At 68.8% G+C, this 17645-nt stretch carries 16 protein-coding genes; 6 read left to right on the forward strand and 10 right to left on the reverse strand.

Features of this window, described 5'->3' with window-relative positions:
- Positions 1-49 precede the first annotated feature (49 nt).
- The 4 genes from ABZ622_RS06350 to ABZ622_RS06365 all read right to left on the reverse strand — a co-directional run bounded on the left by ABZ622_RS06350 (position 50) and on the right by ABZ622_RS06365 (position 4213).
- Entirely contained in the window at positions 50-1675 is a 1626-nt protein-coding gene (locus ABZ622_RS06350) for a ubiquinol-cytochrome c reductase cytochrome b subunit (RefSeq protein WP_360540921.1), read from the reverse strand.
- Positions 1672-2724 carry a Rieske 2Fe-2S domain-containing protein gene (locus ABZ622_RS06355; RefSeq protein WP_360540923.1) on the reverse strand — a complete coding sequence of 351 codons (1053 nt, stop codon included), beginning with the start codon at positions 2722-2724 and terminating at the stop codon, positions 1672-1674. The genes ABZ622_RS06350 and ABZ622_RS06355 overlap by 4 nt, the downstream gene beginning before the upstream one ends.
- A complete protein-coding gene (locus ABZ622_RS06360) occupies positions 2721-3530 on the reverse strand; it encodes a c-type cytochrome (protein ID WP_360540925.1) in 810 nt (269 codons plus the stop codon). Before ABZ622_RS06360 ends, ABZ622_RS06355 begins: the two co-directional genes overlap by 4 nt.
- Positions 3531-3592: 62 nt before the next feature.
- Positions 3593-4213: a heme-copper oxidase subunit III gene (locus ABZ622_RS06365; RefSeq protein WP_124718117.1), complete on the reverse strand. Its 621-nt coding sequence runs from the start codon at positions 4211-4213 to the stop codon at positions 3593-3595.
- A gap of 187 nt (positions 4214-4400) precedes the next feature.
- Between ABZ622_RS06365 and ABZ622_RS06370 the strand changes: the two genes are divergently transcribed.
- On the forward strand, positions 4401-4802 hold the full coding sequence (locus ABZ622_RS06370) for a hypothetical protein (RefSeq protein WP_360540927.1): 402 nt from the start codon (positions 4401-4403) through the stop codon (positions 4800-4802).
- A gap of 58 nt (positions 4803-4860) precedes the next feature.
- On the opposite strand, the gene ABZ622_RS06375 is transcribed toward ABZ622_RS06370, so the two are convergent.
- From ABZ622_RS06375 to coxB, 4 genes are all read right to left on the reverse strand, one after another.
- Positions 4861-6117 (reverse strand): Ig-like domain-containing protein, encoded by a 1257-nt coding sequence (locus tag ABZ622_RS06375; RefSeq protein ID WP_360540929.1) that lies wholly within the window; start codon positions 6115-6117, stop codon positions 4861-4863.
- Between the two features lie 118 nt (positions 6118-6235).
- Complete coding sequence (locus tag ABZ622_RS06380; RefSeq protein ID WP_360540931.1) at positions 6236-6634, reverse strand: cytochrome c oxidase subunit 4; 399 nt, start codon at positions 6632-6634, stop codon at positions 6236-6238.
- Complete coding sequence (gene ctaD / locus ABZ622_RS06385; RefSeq protein ID WP_360540933.1) at positions 6631-8367, reverse strand: cytochrome c oxidase subunit I; 1737 nt, start codon at positions 8365-8367, stop codon at positions 6631-6633. The genes ABZ622_RS06380 and ctaD overlap by 4 nt, the downstream gene beginning before the upstream one ends.
- Positions 8364-9326: a cytochrome c oxidase subunit II gene (gene coxB, locus ABZ622_RS06390; RefSeq protein ID WP_360540935.1), complete on the reverse strand. Its 963-nt coding sequence runs from the start codon at positions 9324-9326 to the stop codon at positions 8364-8366. Before coxB ends, ctaD begins: the two co-directional genes overlap by 4 nt.
- Positions 9327-9594: 268 nt before the next feature.
- Between coxB and ABZ622_RS06395 the strand changes: the two genes are divergently transcribed.
- A complete protein-coding gene (locus tag ABZ622_RS06395; RefSeq protein ID WP_360540937.1) occupies positions 9595-10977 on the forward strand; it encodes an aminotransferase class V-fold PLP-dependent enzyme in 1383 nt (460 codons plus the stop codon).
- Here ABZ622_RS06395 and ABZ622_RS06400 read toward each other — a convergent pair whose 3' ends face one another.
- Positions 10978-11952: a carbohydrate kinase family protein gene (locus tag ABZ622_RS06400; RefSeq protein ID WP_360540939.1), complete on the reverse strand. Its 975-nt coding sequence runs from the start codon at positions 11950-11952 to the stop codon at positions 10978-10980.
- A gap of 159 nt (positions 11953-12111) precedes the next feature.
- Between ABZ622_RS06400 and ABZ622_RS06405 the strand changes: the two genes are divergently transcribed.
- Entirely contained in the window at positions 12112-12309 is a 198-nt protein-coding gene (locus ABZ622_RS06405; protein WP_360540941.1) for a hypothetical protein, read from the forward strand.
- A gap of 185 nt (positions 12310-12494) precedes the next feature.
- The gene (locus ABZ622_RS06410) at positions 12495-13976 is read left to right on the forward strand and encodes a hypothetical protein (RefSeq protein ID WP_360540942.1); all 1482 of its coding nucleotides are present in this window, start codon (positions 12495-12497) and stop codon (positions 13974-13976) included.
- 143 nt (positions 13977-14119) lie between these two features.
- Here the strand turns inward: ABZ622_RS06410 and ABZ622_RS06415 are convergent, their stop codons facing one another.
- On the reverse strand, positions 14120-14476 hold the full coding sequence (locus ABZ622_RS06415) for an iron-sulfur cluster assembly accessory protein (RefSeq protein WP_072483280.1): 357 nt from the start codon (positions 14474-14476) through the stop codon (positions 14120-14122).
- 246 nt (positions 14477-14722) lie between these two features.
- Here ABZ622_RS06415 and nadA point away from each other — a divergent pair, with 246 nt between their 5' ends.
- Complete coding sequence (nadA, locus tag ABZ622_RS06420; protein ID WP_360540944.1) at positions 14723-15919, forward strand: quinolinate synthase NadA; 1197 nt, start codon at positions 14723-14725, stop codon at positions 15917-15919.
- Positions 15920-16081: 162 nt separating this feature from the next.
- Entirely contained in the window at positions 16082-17491 is a 1410-nt protein-coding gene (locus tag ABZ622_RS06425) for a hypothetical protein (protein ID WP_360540946.1), read from the forward strand.
- The last annotated feature ends 154 nt before the right edge of the window (positions 17492-17645 follow it).

Genomic DNA, 17645 nt, shown 5'->3' on the forward strand with positions numbered 1-17645 from the left:
CCGTCCATCGAATGGACGGGGCTCCCGCTGTGGCGATCAGTTCAGGCGATCAGTGGTGACCGTGGCCGCTGGTGATCTCCTTGTACTCCTCGGCGGTGGGCTTGGCGATCTGGTTGTCCTCGCCGAAGTAGCCCTTGCTGAGCCGGGCCCGCAGCTTCTGCAGGGCCGACACCTTGCGCTCGACACCGTTCTCGTCGACCGTCGGGCCGATCTCGACCGGCTTGTACTGCTCGTGCGCGGTGAGCGTGTGCAGCTGCTCGGGGCCGAGCGGCTCGTGGATCTCGACGAACTCACCGTGCGGCAGGCGCTTGATGATGCCGGACTCGCGTCCGTGCAGCACCTTCTCCTTGTCGCGGCGCTGGAGGCCGAGGCAGATCCGCCGGGTGGCGATGAACGCGAGGACCGGGCCGACGAAGATGAAGATCCGTACGAACCAGGAGATGGCGTTCAGCGACAGGTGGAAGTGCGTGGCCCACAGGTCGTTGCCACCGCCGATGAAGACGATGACGTACTCGGTGATCCAGGCGACACCGAAGGCCGTCCGGGTCGGGGCGTTGCGCGGGCGGTCCAGGATGTGGTGCTCGCGCTTGTCCCCGGTGACCCAGGACTCGACGAACGGGTAGACCGCGATGATCGCGAGCACCAGTCCGAAGGCCATCAGCGGGATGAACACGCCCAGGACCAGCGTGTGGCCCCAGAGGTTGATCTCCCAGCCCGGCATCACTCGGATCAGACCCTCGGCGAAGCCCATGTACCAGTCGGGCTGGGCGCCGGTGGACACCTGGTCCGGGCGGTACGGACCGATGTTCCAGATCGGGTTGATCGTGGCGATCGCCGCGATGATGGCGATGATGCCGAAGACCAGGAAGAAGAAGCCGCCTGCCTTCGCCATGTACACCGGCAGCAGCGGCATGCCGACGACGTTCTTGTTCGTCCGGCCGGGACCCGCGAACTGCGTGTGCTTGTGGTAGAAGACAAGGATCAGGTGCGCCACCAGCAGACCGAGCATGATGCCCGGCAGCAGCAGGATGTGGATCGAGTAGAACCGGGCGACGAAGTCGTGGCCGGGGAACTCTCCGCCGAACAGGAACATCGAGATGTACGTGCCGACGATCGGCGTCGACAGGATCGCGCCCTGGGTGAAGCGGACACCCGTACCGGACAGCAGGTCGTCCGGGAGCGAGTAACCGGTGAAGCCGGTGAACATGCCCAGCACGAACAGCAGGAAGCCGAACAGCCAGTTGATCTCACGCGGCTTGCGGAACGCGCCCGTGAAGAAGACGCGCATCATGTGCACGAACATGCCGGCCAGGAAGATCAGCGCGGCCCAGTGGTGGATCTGGCGGACCAGCAGACCACCGCGGACGTCGAAGCTGATGTCCAGTGTCGAGGCGTAGGCCTGCGACATCTTGATGCCCTGCATCGGCTCGTACGAGCCGTGGTACACGACCTCGTTCATGCTCGGGTGGAAGAACAGCGTCAGATACACACCCGTGAGGATGATGATGATGAAGCTGTAGAGGGCGATCTCGCCGAGCATGAAGGACCAGTGGTCCGGGAAGATCTTGCGCATGTTGGCCTTGGCCAGGGAGTAGATCCCGAGCCGGCCGTCCGCCCAGTCGGCCACCCGCTCACCGGCGGGCGCCTTGCGCTGTGTGTCGGTCGCAGTACTCATCCGCGCTCCCAGAATGCAGGACCGACGGGCTCTTCGAAGTCACCGAGCGCCTCGAGGTTGCCCTCGCTGTTCACGCCGATCCGCAGCTGCGGAAGGGCGTGACCGGCCGGACCGAAGATGACGCGGGCGCCGTCGGAGAGGTCGAAGGTGGACTGGTGGCACGGGCAGAGCACGTGGTGCGTCTGCTGCTCGTACAGGCTGATCGGGCAGCCGACGTGGGTGCAGATCTTGGAGAAGGCCACGATTCCCTCGTGGGCCCACTCGCGCTCGCGCTTGTCCTTGATGTTGTCCGGCTCGATGCGGATGATCATCAGCGCGGCCTTGGCGATCTGGTTCTGGAAGTCCTCCGCCTCCTCCGTCAGCCCCTCGGGCATGGCGAAGGTCAGCGAACCGACCGTGACGTCCTCGGGGCGCAGCGGCTCCATCGTGTTCATGTTGATGAGCTGCTTGCCCTTGGCCCACAGGGTGCTGCGGAGCTTCTTCTCCGGCAGCGGACCGAGGTCGCGCAGCAGCACCACACCGGAGAGCGGCACCAGGGCCAGCGCGCCGAACATGGTGTTGCGGATCAGCTTGCGCCGTCCGAACCCGGACTCCTCGGCACCTGCCGCGAAGTCCGCCATGACCTTCGCCTTGACCTCGGGCTCGGCCTCGATGGCGTGCCGGTCGTCGGCGACCTCCACGTCGGACATCAGCGTGCGCGCCCAGTGGACGGCGCCGGCGCCGATCGTGAAGAGGGCCACGCCCAGGGTCAGACCCAGGGAGAAGTTGAGCGCGCTCACATGGCCGAAGGGCCAGATGTACACGATCTTGTCGACCGGGAAGATGACGTAGGAGGCGATGAAGCCGACCGTCGCCAGCATGGACAGCGTGAACATGAACGCGATGGCGCGCTCGGAGCGCTTCGCGGCACGTTCGTCGATGTCCTGGATGCGCGGCTGGTGGGCCGGCAGCCCCGGGTCGGCGAACGGGTCGTCGGCGACCTCTACCGCGCCGTGCGCGGTGCCCTGCTCAGCGGGCAGGTTCTCGTCTGGAATCTCTTGGCTACTCATGACTTCTTGGCCTTAGCGGTGTGGGCCGCGACCCAAATGGCAACTGCGATCAGTGCGCCGAGCCCGAAGATCCAGGCGAACAGACCCTCACTGACCGGCCCCAGGCCGCCCAGCTTCAGCCCGCCCGGGTTCTCCGCCTGGGCGCTGTTCACGGTCTGGATGTACGCGATGATGTCCCGCTTCTGCTGCGCGGGCATCGTCGTGTCCGGGAAGGACGGCATGCTCTGCGGGCCGGTCTGCATGGCCTCGTAGACGTGCTTCGGGTCCACACCCTCAAGGCTGGGCGCGTACTTGCCGTTCGTCAGCGCACCGCCCTCGCCGGTGAAGTTGTGGCACTGCGCGCAGTTGGTACGGAACAGGTCGCCACCCTTGGCGATGTCCGCACCCTCAGGGTTGACGTCGTTCTTGGTCGGGACGATCGGGCCGGCGCCGAGCGACGCGACGTACGCCGCGAGCTGGTCGATCTGGGCCTGGTTGTAGATGACCTTCTTCTTCGGCACCTGGGCGCCGGGCTGCTGCGCCGGCATACGGCCCGTACCGACCTGGAAGTCAACGGCGGCGGAGCCCACGCCGACCAGGCTCGGCCCGTCGGTGGTGCCCTGACCGCCGGTTCCGTGGCAGCTGGCGCAACCGACGGAGTACAGCTTCTTGCCCTCATCGATGGCGAGGGACTGGGCGGTTTCGTCGGCCTGCGCCTTACTCGCGGGCGCAAACGCGGCGTACAGCCCCCCAGTGGCCGCCAGCGCGAGGAGTAGTACGACGACCGCCGCCAACGGATGGCGTCGTCGTGCGGAGAGCTTTTTCACGGATTACCCCGGTGTCAGGATCTTCTGCGTCGATGCTGGATGTGGTTCGGGTTCGAACCCGGTTACTTGATCATGTAGATCGTGGCGAAGAGGCCGATCCACACGACATCGACGAAGTGCCAGTAATAGGACACGACGATGGCGGCGGTCGCCTGTTCGTGGGTGAACCTCTTGGCTGCGTATGTCCTGCCCAGAACGAGCAGGAAGGCGATGAGACCGCCTGTCACATGCAGACCGTGGAAGCCGGTGGTCAGGTAGAACACCGAGCCGTACGGGTCGGAGGACAGCGAGAGGCCGTCCTTCTTCACCAGCTCGGTGTACTCGAAGACCTGGCCTCCGATGAAGATCGCACCCATCACGAAAGTGATCACGAACCACGCACGGAGCTTCTTCACATCGCCCCGCTCCGCGGCGAAGACGCCGAGCTGGCAGGTGAGTGAGGAGAGCACCAGGATCGTGGTGTTCGTCGCCGAGAACGGGAAGTTCAGGGCCGAAGCCATTTCCTTCCAGTGCTCCGGTCCGGTCACCGATCGCAGGGTGAAGTACATCGCGAAGAGGGCCGCGAAGAACATCAGCTCGGAACTCAACCAGATGATGGTTCCGACGCTGGTGAGGTTCGGTCGATTGACCGACGGGTGCGCGTGCCCGGTTTCTACTGTCGTTGCTGTCGCCACGACCGACATTATGTCGGTCGCTTATCCCGCCCTCACCCCGGGGGGTGCCGTTCGGTGTGTCAGCCTGGTGTGTCCTCCCCGAACGGCCCATGGAACGACGGTCCGAAGCGGTGCTGACAGGCCGTCTGGCGGAGTACGATCCGCGCATCGGTTCATGCCCGGAAAGCCCCGAAGACACAGATGTCACGGAGGAACAATGCAGCCGACCGCCACGGTCCTGGTCTACAGCGACGACGCCAACACCCGTGAGCAGGTGAGGCTGGCAGCCGGGCGCAGGCCCGCGGCCGACGTGCCACCGGTGGAATTCCTCGAATGCGCCACCATGCCCGCCGTGCTGGAGGCGCTTGACCGCGGCGGCGTCGACGTCTGCGTGCTGGACGGCGAGACGGCGCCCGCGGGCGGCATGGGCGTCTGCCGGCAGATCAAGGACGAGATCTTCCGGTGCCCGCCGGTACTGCTGCTGATCGGGCGCCCGCAGGACGCCTGGCTGGCCACCTGGAGCCGCGCGGACGCCGCGGTGACCCTGCCGGTCGAGCCGGTCGAGTTCGCGGACGCCCTGGCCGCCCTGCTGCGCAGCAGGGCCTGCGTGGGCGCCTGAGGCCCGCCGCGGCCCCGTCCGCGGTCCCTCCGAAGGGCAGCGCACTTCCCCGGTCCGGTCAGACCTCGGGGCGCAGTCGCGCCGCCTGGACCGTCTCCGTACGGTCCGGGGCGGTGTCCTTTTGCAGGGCGCTGCCCTTCAGCCATTTGGCCCAGGACAGGTTCCAGTCCCCGAAGCCGTTGTCGAACGGCGTCATCGTCTCGCCCTGGCTGCCCACGACCGTGACGATGTCGCCGGTGCGCACGGTGTTGTAGAACCACTCGGCCTGGCTGGTGCTCATGCCGGTACAGCCGTGGCTGACGTTCGCGGACCCCTGCGAGCCGGTGGACCAGGGGGCCGCGTGCACGTACTCGCCGCTCCAGGTGACCCGCGTCGCGTAGTAGACCTGAAGGTCGTACGACTCGGAGGAGCCCTCCGCGATGCCGACCGTCTCCCCGCGCATACGTACGCGGTATTCCTTGCCCAGCACGACCTTGACGCCGTTTCGCGTGGAGAAGCCGGGCTTGCCGGTCGTGACCGGAATGGTGTTGATCACTTTCCCGTTGCGCTTGACCGTCATCGAGTGCGCTGCGGCGTTCGTGACGGCCTCGACGCGGTCGCCCGTGGTGAGCCTCAGCGGCTTGGTGGGGGCTCCGTAGAGGGCGTCGGTGACCTTGACGCCGGCCAGGCCGCTGGTGACGTCGATGGTCGCCCTGGCGGGCCAGTAGTCCTTGGGGCGGTAGTGCAGGGTCTTGTCGTCGACCCAGTACCAGGAGCCGGTCACGGCGGGCGTCGAGCGGACCCGCAGGGCGCGCTCGACATTGGCCCTGGACGCCTTGTCCTTGACCGGAGCGCTGAGTTCCGCCGTGATGGGCTGTCCGACGCCGTAGGTGCCCGCCTGAGGGCCGAAGGCGACCTTCAGGAACTTCTTGGCGGAGGTGGTCCCGAAGGAGAGCGTACGGCTGCCGGGAGCGCCGTCGTCGTCCTCCATGCCGACCCTGACGGTGTACCGGGTGCCGGCTGCGAGCGGGAGCGTGGAGTGCCACCGCTTTCCGTCCGCGTCGAGTTCACCCGCGAGGTGGCGGCCGGTCGTGTCGACGGCCGACACGTCCGTGATCCGGCCGTCGTCGCCGTTGACGGTGACCTCCAGCGGTTTGCCGGGGTCGACCTTCTCGTCGCCGTCCGAAGCGTTGGCGGAGATCTCGTCCACCGCGTCGTAGGGCTTCTCCGCGAGCGGGTGGCCACCGGACCCGCCACAGGCGGTCACACCTGCGACCAGGGACACGACCAGCAGAGTGCAGCTCGCTACGGGGCGGATGCGCGGCGTGTGGTTCATGGACCCACGCTATGAAGATTCATCCGTATCAGCGCGCGATGTGACTGCAAACGGGGGACCCGCACTCCTCTCGGTGGAGAAGTACGGGCCCCCCGTCAGGTGGAGCGGTGACGCCGTGTCACTGGGTGCGGTTCTCACCGCGGTAGTACTCGAAGACCCAGCCGAACAGACCGATCAGGATGACCGGGGCCGAGAAGTAGAGCAGCCACCAGCCGAAGACGATGCCCAGGAAGGCCAGGGCACCGCCGACCGCCAGCGAGAGCGGCTGCCAGCTGTGCGGGGAGAAGAACCCCACCTCGCCGGCCTCGTCCGCGACATCGGCTTCCTTGTTGTCCTGCGCCATGGCGTCGACCCGCCGGGCCGTGAAGGCCAGGTAGAAGCCGATCATGACGCTCAGCCCGAAGCCCAGGACGAGCGCGGTGGTACCGGCCGGCTCCTTCGACCACACGCCGTACGTGACGGCCATGGCGAGGATGAAAACACTGAGCCAGATGAACATCTTGCCCTGGATCTTCACTTGCCGGCCTCCTTGCCACCAGCGAGGGCCTTGTCATCCTCGGAGTGGTGCTCCAGCTGTTCGAGCGCCGAGATCTCCGGGTGATGCAGGTCGAACGCCGGGGATTCGGAACGGATCCGCGGCAGGGTGAGGAAGTTGTGCCGCGGCGGCGGGCAGGAGGTCGCCCACTCCAGCGAACGGCCGTAGCCCCACGGGTCGTCGACCTCGACCTTCTTGCCGTACTTGGCGGTCTTCCACACGTTGTAGAAGAACGGCAGCATCGACAGGCCGAGCAGGAACGAGGAGATCGTCGAGATCGTGTTCAGCGCGGTGAAGCCGTCCGCCGCAAGGTAGTCCGCGTAACGACGCGGCATACCCTCGGCACCCAGCCAGTGCTGCACCAGGAACGTGCCGTGGAAGCCCACGAACAGCGTCCAGAACGTGATCTTGCCGAGCCGCTCGTCCAGCATCTTGCCGGTGAACTTCGGCCACCAGAAGTGGAATCCGGAGAACATCGCGAAGACCACGGTGCCGAAGACGACGTAGTGGAAGTGCGCGACGACGAAGTACGAGTCCGAGACGTGGAAGTCCATCGGGGGCGATGCCAGGATCACGCCGGTCAGACCACCGAAGGTGAAGGTGATCAGGAATCCGACGGCCCAGAGCATCGGTGTCTCGAAGGACAACGACCCCTTCCACATCGTGCCGATCCAGTTGAAGAACTTCACACCGGTCGGTACCGCGATGAGGAATGTCATGAACGAGAAGAACGGCAAGAGCACGCCGCCCGTCACATACATGTGGTGCGCCCACACGGTCACCGAGAGACCCGCGATGGCGATCGTCGCGCTGATCAGGCCGATGTAGCCGAACATCGGCTTCCGGCTGAACACCGGGATCACTTCGGAAACGATTCCGAAGAATGGCAGGGCAATGATGTACACCTCTGGATGGCCGAAGAACCAGAAGAGGTGTTGCCAGAGCAATGCGCCGCCATTGGCCGCGTCGAAGACATGCGCACCGAATTTACGGTCCGCCTCCAGCGCGAAGAGCGCGGCGGCGAGCACCGGGAAGGCCAGCAGGACCAGCACACCGGTCAGCAGGACGTTCCAGACGAAGATCGGCATGCGGAACATCGTCATGCCGGGCGCGCGCATGCAGATGATCGTGGTGATGAAGTTGACCGAACCGAGGATCGTGCCGAAGCCGGAGAAGGCCAGACCCATGATCCACATGTCGGCGCCGACACCCGGCGACCGGACCGCGTCCGAGAGCGGGGAGTAGGCGAACCAGCCGAAGTCCGCCGCACCCTGCGGGGTGAGGAAGCCGGCCACCGCGATGATCGAGCCGAAGAGGTACAGCCAGTAGGCGAACATGTTCAGCCGCGGGAACGCCACGTCGGGCGCGCCGATCTGCAGCGGCATGATCCAGTTCGCGAATCCGGCGAACAGCGGCGTCGCGAACATCAGCAGCATGATCGTGCCGTGCATCGTGAACGCCTGGTTGAACTGCTCGTTCGACATGATCTGCGTGCCGGGACGGGCCAGTTCGGCGCGCATGAAGAGCGCCATCAGACCGCCGATGCAGAAGAACGCGAACGATGTGACCAGGTACATCGTGCCGATCGTCTTGTGGTCAGTGGTGGTCAGCCACTTGATGACGACGTTTCCCGGCTGCTTGCGCCGGACCGGCAGCTCGTCCTCGTACGAGTCGTCTGCTGCCGCGGCACCCTGAGATTCGTTGAGAATGCTCACAGTTTGTTCGTCTCCGCATTCCTGGCCGGGTCAGTCTGCTCGATGCCGGCCGGCACGTAGCCCTTCTGGCCCTTCTTCGCCAGCTCCTCCAGGTGCGCCTGGTAGCGCTCCGGGGAGACGACCTTGACGTTGAAGAGCATCCGGGAGTGGTCGACGCCGCAGAGCTCGGCGCACTTGCCCATGAAGGTGCCCTCCTGGTTGGGAGTCACCTCGAAGGCGTTGGTGTGGCCCGGGAAAACGTCCTGCTTCATGAGGAACGGCACCACCCAGAAGGAGTGGATGACGTCACGCGAAGTCAGAACGAAACGGACCTTCTCGCCCTTCGGCAGCCACAGGGTCGGACCCGGGTTGCCGTTCTGCGGGTTCCGGGTTCCCGGGACGCCGAAGTCGTAGACGCCTTCAGCCCCCTTGGGGAAGTCCTTCTGGAACCGGTCAGGGATGGCGTCGAGCTCCTTGGGGATCTCGTTGCCCGTGGTGGCCGAGCCGTCCACGTTCTCGATGTAGTTGAAGCCCCAGCTCCACTGGTAGCCGACCACGTTGATGGTGTGGGCCGGCTTCGGGGAGAGCGAGAGGAGCTTCGATTCATCGCGCGCGGTGAAGTAGAACAACACCGAGACGATGATCAGAGGAACCACGGTGTACAGCGCCTCGATGGGCATGTTGTACCTGGTCTGCGGAGGAACCTCGACCTTGGTGCGGCTGCGCCGGTGGAAGATGACGCTCCACAGGATCAGGCCCCAGACCAGCACGCCCGTGGCGAGCGCTGCCGCCCACGAGCCCTGCCAGAGGGAAAGGATCCGTGGTGCCTCTTCTGTTACCGGCGTGGGCATACCAAGGCGGGGGAAGTCCTTGTATGTGCAACCGGTTGCGGTCGCCAGGATCAGGCCCGCAGTCAGCACCTGCGGCAGCTTCCGCCGCATCGGGCGCCGCGACGAGCGGTCGGAGCCGTTGGGACTCACGTAGCGCCTTCCCGAGAGTCTCGCCCGCGCGGTCGGCGCGGCCGTCTCTCTGGTCGGTCGCCGCCCTGACGCGGGCAGGGGTTTGGATGTTTATGCGGACCAAACCCTACTGGACGCTATTTGGGGTCGCGCGGGGAGGGTGCCCAACGCGCCGTCCGACTCCCCGAAGGGGTGGAACACGGGCCTGGGACCGCCATCTGACGCCCCCTCTCCCGGCCCTGCGGGTGGCCCGTCCCCGGACCGGGCCTGCTCGGGCTAGCGTGGCCGCGTGCCCTACTTCGACACCGCTTCCGCCGCCCCCCTGCACCCCGTCGCACGCCAGGCGCTGCTTGCCGCACTGGATGAGGGCTGGGCCGATCCGGCCCGGCTGTACCGGGAGGGGCGGCGGGCCCGGCTGCTCCTGGACGCCGCCCGGGAGGCCGCCGCCGAGGCTGTCGGGTGCCGTCCGGACGAGCTCACATTCACCCCTTCGGGGACCCTGGCGGTTCACTCGGGAATTTCCGGAGCTCTCGCGGGACGTCGGCGTGTCGGCCGCCATCTGGTGGTCTCCTCGGTCGAACATTCGTCGGTGCTCCATTCGGCCGCCACCCATGAGGCGCAGGGCGGGTCGGTCTCCGAGGTCCCGGTGGACCGGTCGGGGGCGGTGAGCGCGGCGGCGTACGCGGCGGTGCTGCGCGAGGACACCGCGCTGGCCTGTCTGCAGTCCGCCAACCACGAGGTCGGCACCGAGCAGCCGGTGGCCGGGGTCGCGGAGGTCTGCCGGGCGGCCGGGGTGCCGCTGCTGGTGGACGCCGCGCAGTCGCTGGGCCGGGAGCCGGTGCCGGAGGGCTGGTCGCTGCTGACGGGCAGCGCCCACAAATGGGGCGGGCCGCCCGGCGTCGGGCTGCTGGCGGTGCGCAAGGGGGTGCGGTTCGCCGTCCAAGGTCCGGCCGACGAGCGGGAGTCGGGGCGGGCGGCGGGGTTCGAGAACCTTCCGGCGATCGTCGCGGCAGCGGCGTCGCTGCGGGCGGTGCGGGCCGAGGCCGCGGCCGAGTCCGTACGGCTGCGGGCCCTGGTGGACCGGATCAGGGCCGCGGTGCCGGAGCTGGTGCCCGATGTGGAGGTGGTCGGCGATCCGGTGCGGCGGCTGCCGCACCTGGTGACCTTCTCCTGTCTCTATGTCGACGGGGAGACGCTGCTGCACGAGCTGGACCGGGCGGGTTTCTCCGTATCGTCCGGTTCGTCCTGCACCAGCAGCACGCTGACACCCAGCCATGTGCTCAGGGCCATGGGAGTGCTGTCGGAGGGGAACGTACGGGTGTCGCTGCCGAACGGCACCGCCGAACAGGACGTCGACCGTTTCCTGGAGGTGCTGCCCCGGGTGGTGGCGGAGGTGCGGGAGCGGCTGGGCGCGCCCGTCGGGGCGCCCCGGGGGACCGCCCCGGCCGGGTCACTGGTGGTCGACACGCTCGGGAAGCGCTGCCCGGTCCCGGTGATCGAGCTCGCGAAGGTGATCGGGGACGTACCGGTGGGTGGGACGGTGACCGTGCTCTCCGACGACGAGGCGGCGCGGCTGGACATCCCGGCGTGGTGCGCGATGCGCGAGCAGGAGTACGTGGGTGAGGAGCCGGCGGACCGCGGCTCGGCCCATGTGGTCCGCCGGCTGTCCTGACTACGAGAGGTGGGTGCGCACCTCGGCGGCGGCGTCATGGCCGTACGCCTTGGTGAAGCGGTCCATGAAGTGGGCGCGGCGCAGGGTGTACTCCTGGGTGCCGACCGTCTCGATGACCAGGGTGGCCAGCATGCAGCCGACCTGGGCGGCGCGCTCCAGGCCGACGCCCCAGACGAGGCCGGAGAGGAAACCGGCCCGGAAGGCGTCGCCGACGCCGGTCGGGTCGGCCTTGGCCTCCTCCTCCGGGCAGCCGACCTCGATCGGGTCCTGGCCGGCCCGCTCGATACGGACGCCGCGGGCGCCGAGGGTGGTGACCCGGTGGCCGACCCTGGCCAGGATCTCCTCGTCGCTCCAGCCGGTCTTGGACTCGATGAGCCCCTTCTCGTACTCGTTGGAGAAGAGGTAGGTGGCGCCCTCCAGGAGGATCCGGATCTCGTCGCCGTCCATCCGGGCGATCTGCTGCGAGAAGTCCGCGGCGAACGGGATGCCCCGGGAGCGGCACTCCTCGGTGTGGCGGAGCATCCCCTCGGGGTCGTCGGCGCCGATCGAGACCAGGTCGAGGCCGCCGACCCGGTCGGCGACGGCCTTCAGCTCGATGAGCCGGGCCTCGCTCATCGCACCGGTGTAGAAGGAACCGATCTGGTTGTGGTCGGCATCCGTCGTGCAGACGAAGCGGGCGGTGTGCAGGACCTCTGAGATCCGGACCGAACCGGTGTCGACGCCGTGGCGGTCGAGCCAGGCGCGGTACTCGTCGAAGTCGGCGCCGGCGGCGCCGACCAGGATCGGCTCCGTGCCCAGCAGGCCCATGCCGAAGCAGATGTTGGCGGCGACACCGCCCCGGCGCACGTCGAGGTTGTCGACCAGGAAGGAGAGCGAGACCGTGTGCAGCTGATCCGCGACCAGCTGGTCGGCGAAACGGCCGGGGAAGGTCATGAGGTGATCGGTGGCGATGGAGCCGGTGACTGCGATTCGCACGGGGAGACTGCTCCTGCGGAGATCGGGGGGAACGGGTGACTGTGTTCCCGGGGCGGCGTGACAGTTCACGCTACCGGTTCCCCGGACCCGCCATGAAGGGGAAAAACTACCCGATAGTAGGGCTTTCTTCCCAGGGTCTTCGGTGCCTACGGTGCGGATATGTCGAACCACATCGCCACGCGCGAGTCCGAGATCAGCCTGGCCGAGCTGCGCGGTGACTGCGCGCGGATGGCTCCGCACTGGGTGGCCCGTCCGAAGTCTGCCCCCGTTCCGGTGGCGCCGTCCCGGATTCACGGGGTCACCGTGCCCGCCGCCTCCGCCCGGCTGGTCGACGCCATGTCCGACTACGGCGACTGAGAGGCGGCCGGGGACGCGCCCGCCGAGCGGATCGCGGGACAGTCCTCGGACCCGCACCGATCGCGCCTGAGCCCCGCGAGGGAACCGTGCGCGCCGCTGCTCCGTCCCACCGTCGTCCCCGTCCGGGGACGGACGACAGGCCGGGCGACGGCATGTGACGGCCAGGCAGGCGAAGGAGCGATCCGGTGAGCACCGAGCGACCCGACAACGATGTGACCGGCCCCCGGCGGCGTTCGCCGCTCGCCGTGGCTTCGGTGGCGGCAGCCGTACTGCTGGCCGGCGGCGGTGGCGCGTACTGGGCCGCGACCGCGGCCGACGGCGGGGGCAGGTCCGGCAGCGGCGCGGACGACGGCGGGCGGCGCACCCCTCCCCCACTGGCCCTGGGGCAGCACTCGGGAGCGCCCACGGCGCCGGAGGCGCCCTCGCGGGGCATCGCGCCGGGCGAGCCCGACCCGAGCGGCGGCCGGGTGGTCTACCGGGCGTCCGGCAAGCTGCCCGAGGGGCCGCGCACGGCCGCGGTGCACCGCCCGGCGGGTACCGTCTCGGCGGCCGAGGTGGCCCGGCTGGCGAAGGCGCTGAAGCTGGCGGGCACACCGCAGGCCGAGGGCACATACTGGAAGGTGGGGTCCGACGGGGACGGCTCGGGCCCGGTCCTACGGGTGAACAAGCAGGCTCCGGGCACCTGGAGCTTCACCCGGTACGGCTCCGGCGGCACGGACAACTGCCGGAAGGGCGCGGTCTGTTCGGACGGGAACGCGGCACCGGGCGGCACCGGCTCCCCGGTGGGCGAGGGCGCCGCCAGGGCCGCCGCGGCACCGGTCCTGAAGGCGGCGGGGCAGCCCGACGCCACGCTGGATTCGGGCCAACTCATGGGTGCGGTACGGGTGGTGAACGCCGACCCGAAGGTGGACGGCCTGCCCACATACGGCTGGTCGACCGGGATCCAGGTGGGTCCGGACGGTGAAGTGGTCGGCGGCAGCGGTCAGTTGAAGGGCCTGGAGAAGGGCGACAGCTATCCGGTGATCGGCGCGGCCGAGGCGCTGGAGCAGTTGAACGGCCCCGCGGCCCGCAAGGGGGCCCGCGCGGACATCGGTGGCTGCGCCTCCCCCGTACCGCTGGACGGAAGGCTGGAATCGCCGAAGGCCCGCTGCGGGGCGCGGACCGGGGCGGAGCGGCCGACGACGACCGTGACGGTCGACAAGGCGGCGTTCGGCCTGGCGGTGCAGTACGTGGCGGGCAAGCAGACGCTCGTACCGTCCTGGCTCTTCTCGGTGCGGCCGCCCGCCGGCGGCCGGGGCACCACGGTGACGCAGGTCGCCGTGGCCCCCTCGTACCTGGCGAAGAGCGCGCCGGTGACGACCGCCCCCACGCCGGCTCCGACGCCCCCGGGCAACGCGGAGAAGTCCCAGCGGCAGCTGCTGTCGTACAGCGCCGACGGACGGACCCTGTCGGTGACGTTCTGGGGCGGGGTGTGCAGCACGTACACCGCGAGCGCGACCGAGACCCCCGAGCGGGTGACCGTGAAGGTGACGGAGGCGAAGCAGCCCGGGAAGAAGGTCTGCATCATGATCGCCAAGGAGCTGACCCGGACGGTGACACTCGACGCGCCGCTCGGCGACCGGACCGTGATCGACGCGGTGTCGGGCGGCGACGTGCCCCGCGACTGAGCACCGGCCCCCGGGCACGGCTCGGACACGACGAAGGCGGCGGTCCCGGATTCCGGGACCGCCGCCTTCGTCGTGCCGTTCCGCGTGGCGCTCAGGCGTACGCGCCGCCTTCAGGGCTCAGCCGCCTTCAAGGCCTTCAGGGCTCAGTTGAAGGAGTCGCCGCAGGCGCAGGAGCCCGTGGCGTTGGGGTTGTCGATCGTGAAGCCCTGCTTCTCGATGGTGTCGACGAAGTCGATGGAGGCGCCACCCAGGTACGGGGCACTCATCCGGTCGGTGACGACCTTGACGCCGTCGAAGTCCTTCACGACGTCGCCGTCGAGCGAACGCTCGTCGAAGAAGAGCTGGTAGCGCAGGCCCGAGCAGCCGCCGGGCTGGACGGCGACGCGCAGCGCCAGGTCGTCACGGCCTTCCTGCTCCAGCAGGCCCTTGACCTTGGCTGCGGCGGCGTCGGACAGGAGGATGCCGTCGCTCACGGTGGTGGTCTCGTCCGATACGGACATCTGCTTCTCTCCCGGGTTGTACGGAGACTGCTTGCCGACGTTGCAACCGTCGGGACCGCGGATTCATTCCGGGCCGAGCGCTTGCCTGTTCCATTCATGCTCGCACACCGGTCGGCCGGGGGGATGCGTCACATCGACACTATGGCCGTCGTCAAAGTGACGTGAACCGGATATGATAGATAGCGTCAATTAGACGAAAAGGCTTCGCGGAAGCTCTTCGCAGAGGCCTTCAGCAGAGAAGAAAGGGTGCGTGACGTGACCACGGCCCACCCCGTCCAGGATCTCGACGTCCAGCCGACGCCCCTCGCCCTGCTCCTGCTCGGCCGTGAGGCCGACCCGAGGAGCGAGCGCGGCGTCGAGTGCCCCGGCGACCTGCCCTCCCCGTCCGACCCGGACCTGGTGGAGCGCGCCCGCGCGGCCAAGGAGAAGCTCGGGGACAAGGTGTTCGTCCTCGGCCACCACTACCAGCGCGACGAGGTCATCCAGTTCGCGGACGTCACGGGCGACTCGTTCAAGCTCGCCCGGGACGCGGCCGGCCGCCCGGAGGCCGAGTACATCGTCTTCTGCGGCGTGCACTTCATGGCCGAGTCGGCGGACATCCTGACCACCGACGACCAGAAGGTCGTGCTGCCGGACCTGGCCGCGGGCTGTTCCATGGCCGACATGGCCACCGCCGAGCAGGTCGCCGAGTGCTGGGACGTGCTGACCGAGGCCGGGGTCGCCGAGCAGGTCGTGCCCGTCTCGTACATGAACTCCTCCGCCGACATCAAGGCGTTCACCGGCAGGCACGGCGGCACGATCTGCACCTCGTCCAACGCCGAGCGGGCACTGGAGTGGGCCTTCGAGCAGGGCGAGAAGATCCTCTTCCTGCCCGACCAGCACCTGGGCCGGAACACCGCGGTCCGGGACCTGGGGATGTCGCTGGAGGACTGCGTCCTCTACAACCCGCACAAGCCGAACGGCGGCCTGACCGCCGAGGAGCTGCGGAACGCGAAGATGATCCTGTGGCGCGGGCACTGCTCGGTGCACGGCCGCTTCTCGGTGGAGTCCGTCAACGACGTCCGCGAGCGGATACCGGGCGTCAATGTACTGGTGCACCCCGAGTGCAAGCACGAGGTCGTGGCGGCGGCGGACTACGTCGGCTCGACGGAGTACATCATCAAGGCCCTGGAGGCGGCCCCGGCCGGCTCGAAGTGGGCGATCGGCACCGAGCTGAACCTGGTGCGCCGGCTGGCGAACCGGTTCGCGGCCGAGGACAAGGAGATCGTCTTCCTAGACAAGACGGTCTGCTTCTGCTCGACGATGAACCGGATCGACCTGCCGCACCTGGTCTGGGCGCTGGAGTCGCTGGCCGAGGGCAAGCTGATCAACCGGATCGAGGTCGACCCGGAGACGGAGAAATACGCCAAGCTCGCGCTGGAGCGGATGCTGGCGCTGCCGTAGTTCCGGCCGCGAAAGGCCCCGGGGCGCTTCGGCCGCTTCTCCGGGGCCTTTCGCGCGGGTGGCGAGAGGAGGCCGAATTCCCCCGTACGGCCCTCACGGTGGCCGTAGCGTAATTACGCTGCTACTCAACGCAGCGCACATTTCATGGGGGTACGGCACCACATGGCTTCTCGCAGCTCGGTGGACGACCTGGTGGTCGTCGTCCCGGGCATTCTCGGCAGCCGGCTGGCGGACGCGGACGGGCACGAGGTCTGGGGCCTCTCGGGCCGGGCCCTCCTGCGCGGGATCCGTACGTTCGGCCGGTCCGTCAAGGGCCTCGCACTCCCCCCGGACCTGGGCGACGAGCACCCCGGCGACGGTGTGCGCCCGCTCGGTCCGATGCGCGACCTGCACGGGCTCCTCGGCATCGGGACGCTCGTGGACGGATACGACGGCTTCCTGGAGTGGCTGGAGAACAACTTCACGCTCCGGCGGCGAGGCGAGCAGGACGAGGCGGCCGCCCCCGCCAACCTGATCGACTTCGCCTACGACTGGCGGCTGTCCTGCCGCTACAACGCGGACCGGCTGGCCGAGCGGGTGGACGAGGAGCTCGGCCGCTGGCGGGCCTCGGCGCCGGAGCGGGCCGAGGCCCGAGTCGTCTTCATCTGCCACTCGATGGGCGGCCTGGTCGCCCGCCAGTACGTGGAGCGGTGCGGCGGCGCGGAGGTGACGCGCCGCGTGATCACGCTCGGAACCCCGTACCGGGGCTCCCTGGACGCCCTCCTCCACCTGGTCAACGGGGTGGGGCCAGCCGGTATCGGGCTCACCGCGTTCGCCCGCGGCCTTCCCTCCCTCCACCAGCTCGTCCCCGACTACGCCGCGCTGATCACCGCGCCGGGCGAGCCGCTGCGGTACGCCCGTGAGGTGACTGGCCTGCCCGGGACCGACACGGCACTGATCGAGGACGCCGCCCGCTTCCACGAGGCGCTGCGGGGATCCGGGGCGGGGGCGGCGTACGGAGTGGAGTACGTACCGGTCAGCGGGGTACGCCAGCCGACCCCGACCACCGCCGAGGTCCGGGGCGAGCAGCTGACCGGACTGCTCACGATCGACGGGGCCGACGAGGGCGGCGACGGCCGCGTGCCCAGGCTCTCCAGCGCCCATGTGGGGGCGACGGGGCGGCCCGCGTACACGCCCTGGGAGAAGCACGGCTCGCTCCAGAACAACACGGCGCTGCGCCAGGCCCTGTTCAACTGGCTCACCCCGGACCTGCCGGTCCACCGGGGCGCGGAGGGGGCGGACATCCCGCTGGTGGTGGACGCCCCGGACGTGATCACCGAGGGCGAGGTGTACGGGCTGCGGGCCACGGTCCCGCCGGATGTACGGGGTCACGACCGGGTGGCCGTCTTCGCGGCGGCCGAGGGCGGACCGGCGCGGACGCTGAGCAACCTGGGCGGGGGCCGTTACGCGGCACGCCTCGCCGGGCTGCCGGCCGGGCCGCACCGGGTGCGGGTGAGTACGGGGAACACGGGCCATGTCGTGATGACCGCGCTGGTGCTCGTACTGGAGGGCGGGGCGAACGATGGTGCGTGAGGCGGACGTGGCGGGCGACGACGGACAGGCCACGGTGCGTGAGACGGACACGGCAGGCGACGACGGACAGGCCACGGTGCGTGAGACGGACACGGCAGGCGACGACGGACAGGCCACGGTGCGTGAGACGGACACGGCAGGCGACGACGGACGG

Source organism: Streptomyces sp. NPDC007164, assembly GCF_040634135.1.
GTDB classification, from domain to species: Bacteria; Actinomycetota; Actinomycetes; order Streptomycetales; family Streptomycetaceae; genus Streptomyces; species Streptomyces sanglieri.